5 protein-coding genes, 3 tRNA genes and 1 pseudogene are annotated in these 3,511 nt (G+C 73.7%); 3 read left to right on the top strand and 6 right to left on the bottom strand.

Annotation, left to right across the window (positions count from 1 at the left end; genetic code table 11):
* Window positions 1-80 precede the first annotated feature (80 nt).
* The 3 genes from SSNG_RS18560 to SSNG_RS18550 are packed head-to-tail and all read right to left on the bottom strand — an operon-like array spanning window position 81 to window position 1,278.
* Entirely contained in the window at window positions 81-455 is a 375-nt protein-coding gene (locus SSNG_RS18560) for a CrcB family protein (protein ID WP_007265405.1), read from the bottom strand.
* Window positions 452-931, bottom strand: a complete 480-nt coding sequence (locus tag SSNG_RS18555; protein WP_007265404.1) for a CrcB family protein — start codon at window positions 929-931, stop codon at window positions 452-454. Before SSNG_RS18555 ends, SSNG_RS18560 begins: the two co-directional genes overlap by 4 nt.
* Entirely contained in the window at window positions 928-1,278 is a 351-nt protein-coding gene (locus SSNG_RS18550; protein ID WP_030225620.1) for a metallopeptidase family protein, read from the bottom strand. Before SSNG_RS18550 ends, SSNG_RS18555 begins: the two co-directional genes overlap by 4 nt.
* Window positions 1,279-1,404: 126 nt before the next feature.
* Here SSNG_RS18550 and SSNG_RS18545 point away from each other — a divergent pair.
* The 3 genes from SSNG_RS18545 to SSNG_RS18535 all read left to right on the top strand — a co-directional run bounded on the left by SSNG_RS18545 (window position 1,405) and on the right by SSNG_RS18535 (window position 1,685).
* Window positions 1,405-1,477: transfer RNA gene (locus SSNG_RS18545), tRNA-Glu, on the top strand.
* A 38-nt stretch (window positions 1,478-1,515) separates the two neighbouring features.
* Window positions 1,516-1,589, top strand: a tRNA-Asp gene (locus tag SSNG_RS18540).
* Between the two features lie 22 nt (window positions 1,590-1,611).
* Window positions 1,612-1,685, top strand: a tRNA-Phe gene (locus SSNG_RS18535).
* 41 nt (window positions 1,686-1,726) lie between these two features.
* Here SSNG_RS18535 and SSNG_RS18530 read toward each other — a convergent pair.
* From SSNG_RS18530 to SSNG_RS42180, 3 genes and pseudogenes are all read right to left on the bottom strand, one after another.
* Window positions 1,727-2,563: a cytochrome c biogenesis CcdA family protein gene (locus tag SSNG_RS18530; RefSeq protein WP_007265402.1), complete on the bottom strand. Its 837-nt coding sequence runs from the start codon at window positions 2,561-2,563 to the stop codon at window positions 1,727-1,729.
* Window positions 2,560-3,273 (bottom strand): thioredoxin domain-containing protein, encoded by a 714-nt coding sequence (locus SSNG_RS18525; protein ID WP_007265401.1) that lies wholly within the window; start codon window positions 3,271-3,273, stop codon window positions 2,560-2,562. The genes SSNG_RS18530 and SSNG_RS18525 overlap by 4 nt, the downstream gene beginning before the upstream one ends.
* A 53-nt stretch (window positions 3,274-3,326) precedes the next feature.
* Window positions 3,327-3,511: pseudogene (locus SSNG_RS42180) on the bottom strand (hypothetical protein); the annotation flags it as partial.

The following is a 3,511-nucleotide window of genomic DNA, read 5'->3' as shown; positions in this document are numbered from 1 at the left end:
CCTCCGGAGCACTGCGGCGTGGGTCCGCGATGAGCGGGTCAATGAGCCCAACTCCCTTTACCCCGTAAGAGACACGCCCCTTACGCGAACAGCTGTCGCGCCACCTGCGAGCCGAGCGTCACCGCGCCGAGCCCCGCGAGCACCGACGCCGCGACGTTCACCGCCGCGAGGAAACGCCGGCCGCGCTCGGCCAGCCGCAGGGTCTCGTACGAGAACGTCGAGTAGGTGCTGAGCGCCCCGCACAGCCCCGTCCCCAGCAGCAGGTCCACCCGCGAGGAGCCCGCGCCGGCCAGCGCCGCCCCCGCCAGCACCCCGAGCAGCAGGCACGCGGCCGCGTTGACCACGAAGGTCCCCCACGGAAAGACGGAGTCGTGCCGCGCCTGCACCGCCCGGTCGGTCAGGTACCGCAGCGGCGCCCCGACGAGCGCGCCCGCCACCACCAGCAGCCAGTTCACCGGCGCCCCCGCCGCCCCAGCACCAGCCGGGTCACGGACGCCGCCGCCCACACCGCGCCCAGCGCGGCCGCCACCGTCAGCCCGGCGTACGCCAGCGCGGTCCCGGCCTCGCCCTCGTCCAGCAGCCGGGAGAAGTCCACGGCGTAGGTGGAGAAGGTGGTGAAACCGCCCAGCACCCCCACCCCCGCGAACGGCCGGACCAGCGGGTGCGGCGCGCTCCGCCCGCCCTCGCTGATCAGCACCATGAGTACGCCGATCAGCGCGCAGCCCGCGGCGTTGGTCCAGAAGGTCGCCCACGGGAAGGCCCCGGGCGCGGCCGGCCACAGCAGCGCCAGCCCGTACCGGGCCGAGGCCCCGACGGCCCCGCCCGCGGCGACCGCCGCGAGCACCGGGCCCTGCGGTTCGGCGCGCTGGGCGGGCACGTGCAGGTCGACGTCGGGGTCGATGGCCTCCGCGCCGGGGACGGGCCGGGTCACCCGTAGCCCAGGGCGTGCAGCCGCTCGTCGTCGATCCCGAAGTGGTGGGCGATCTCGTGCACCACCGTCACCTCCGTCTCGGCGACCACGCTCTCCCGGTCCTCGCACATCCGCAACGTGGGGTTCCGGTAGATGGTGATGCGGTCCGGGAGCACTCCGGCGTACCACTCGCCGCGCTCGGTCAGCGGGGTCCCCTCGTACAGGCCGAGCAGCTCGGGGTCGTCGGCCGGCGGCTCGTCCTCGACGAACACGGCGACGTTGTCCATCAGCCGCGTCAGCTCCGGCGGAATCCGGTCCAGGGCCTCTGCGACGAGCTCCTCGAACTCCTCGCGCGTCATCTCCAGCACCCGGCCATTGTCGCCCCGGTGGGGGCGCTCGCGGCCGGTGGGGGGAAACCGTTTTGGCGATAGCTCCTCCGATCCCATATGCTTCAGACGTCCCCGACGCGCTGCAAAGTGCCCGGCGGGCCTTTAGCCCTCATCGTCTAGTGGCCCAGGACGCCGCCCTTTCAAGGCGGTAGCACGGGTTCGAATCCCGTTGGGGGTACGCAACACCATGTGCGAGACTTGCTCTTGCACACACCAGGTCCTGTGGAGCAGTTGGTTAGCTCGCCACCCTGTCAAGGTGGAGGTCGCGGGTTCAAGTCCCGTCAGGATCGCTGAGGCTGGAAACAGTCTCGTGGCTGGGTAGCTCAGTTGGTACGAGCGATCGCCTGAAAAGCGATAGGTCGCCGGTTCGACCCCGGCCCCAGCCACAGAAGGAAGGCCCCGTCCATCGGACGGGGCCTTCCGCGTTCTACTCCTTCTCCTGCTCCGCCCGGGCGGAGCGCCGCCAGCGGGCCAGGCCGAGGGCGAGGGCGCCCGCGCCGACGAGGGCGAGCAGCGCCCAGTCCGGGACGGCGTCCGCGAGGGAGCCGACCCACCGTTCGAGGGCGTACGAGTCGTCCACGTCCAGCAGCCCGGGCAGGGCGCTCGCCCCGTCGTAGGCGAGGAACAGCGCGCCCAGGGTGATGAAGAACAGCCCGGACAGCAGCGAGGTCGTGTGCAGTTCGAAGCGGCCCGCCCGGAAGGCCCGGCCGCGCAGCCAGCGCCGCCGGCCGAGGTCGAAGCGCTCCCAGAGCAGGGCCAGCACGAACAGCGGCACGGCCATGCCGAGCGCGTACACCGCGAGCAGCAGGCCGCCGTAGACCGGGCTGCCGCTGACGGCGGCCACCGTCAGGACGCTGCCGAGGATCGGGCCCGCGCAGAAGCCGGCCAGCCCGTAGACCGCGCCGAGGGCGTAGACCGACAGGGCGGTGGTCGGGCGGATCCTGCCGGACAGCTCGGTGATCCGCCTCGGGGCGAAGCCGAGGCCCAGGATCTGGGCGAGGCCGAGCGCGATGATCAGCCAGCCGCCGCCGAGGACGAGCAGGTCGCGGTTGCCGTGGAGGAAGCGGCCCGCGTAGGAGCCCGCCGCGCCCATCGGTACGAGGGTGCTCGCGAGGCCCGCGTAGAAGATCCCGGTGCGTGCCAGGAGCCGTGAGCGGGAGTCGATGGAGTACGCGAAGAAGGCGGGCAGCAGCAGGGCGCTGCACGGGCTGAGCAGGGCGAGGAGGCCGCCGAGCAGGGCGGCCAGGTATCCGATGTGGGTCACTGCTTCGCCGCCGCCTTGGCCTTGGCGATGGCTGCGGTGAAGGCGTCCAGGGGCTGGGCGCCGGCGATGGGCTGCCCGTTGACGAGGAAGGAGGGGGTGGACTGGACGCCGATGCGGTAGCCCTCCTCCTGGTCGCGGCGCAGGGCGGCCGCGGCCTGCTCGCCGGCCAGGTCGGCCTTGAAGCGGTCCAGGTCGGGGACGCCGGCCTCGCGGGCCAGCTCGACGAGCCGGTCCTCGCCGAAGCCCTTGGCCTTGGCGCCCTCGGCGTACGCGGCCGCGTGGAAGGCGGTGAAGCGGTCCTGCTGGCCGGCGGCCCAGGCGGCCTTGGCGGCGGACTCGGACTCGGCGCCGAAGATCGGGAAGTTGCGCCACTCGATGCGCAGCGTGCCGTCCTCGACGTACCGCTTCACCAGTTCGGGTTCGGTGTCGCGGGCGAACTTGCCGCAGTAGCCGCACTTGAAGTCGGAGTACTCGATGAGGACGACGGGCGCGTCGGTGCGGCCGACGGCGAGCTTGTCGCCGGGCTCGCGGCGGGCCAGCGCCTTGAGCTCGGCGGCGGGGTCGGTGCGGGGGGCGGCGGTCGCGGCGGCGGGGTCGCGGCGCGGCTCCTCCTGGGGGGCGGTGGCCTGCCAGGACACCAGCCCGAGGGCGACGGCGGCGACGGCGACCCCGGCGGAGATGAGCAGGGGCTTGCGGGACGAGCGGGACATGGGTGTGCTCCAGGACTGCGTGCGGTGAAGGGGAACCGGTGGTGCGGATCCCCCTACACCCGCATCACGGACAGCTCCACCGGCTTCGGCGCCCGCTGGTCGGGCCCCCGTACGGGCACCCGTGCGCGGGACGCGTCGTGCGGGCGCGCCTGCTCGGGCGCGTACCGCCCCGCCGCGAGCTGCGCGTGCTCCTGGCCCCCGCCCCGGGGCAGCGCCCCGGCCCCCTGCCCGTGCCCTC

Origin of the sequence: Streptomyces sp. C (assembly GCF_000158895.1) — a bacterium.
In the GTDB taxonomy this organism is placed as follows: domain Bacteria; phylum Actinomycetota; class Actinomycetes; order Streptomycetales; family Streptomycetaceae; genus Streptomyces; species Streptomyces racemochromogenes.
This window is presented reverse-complemented; position numbering and strand designations above follow the sequence as displayed.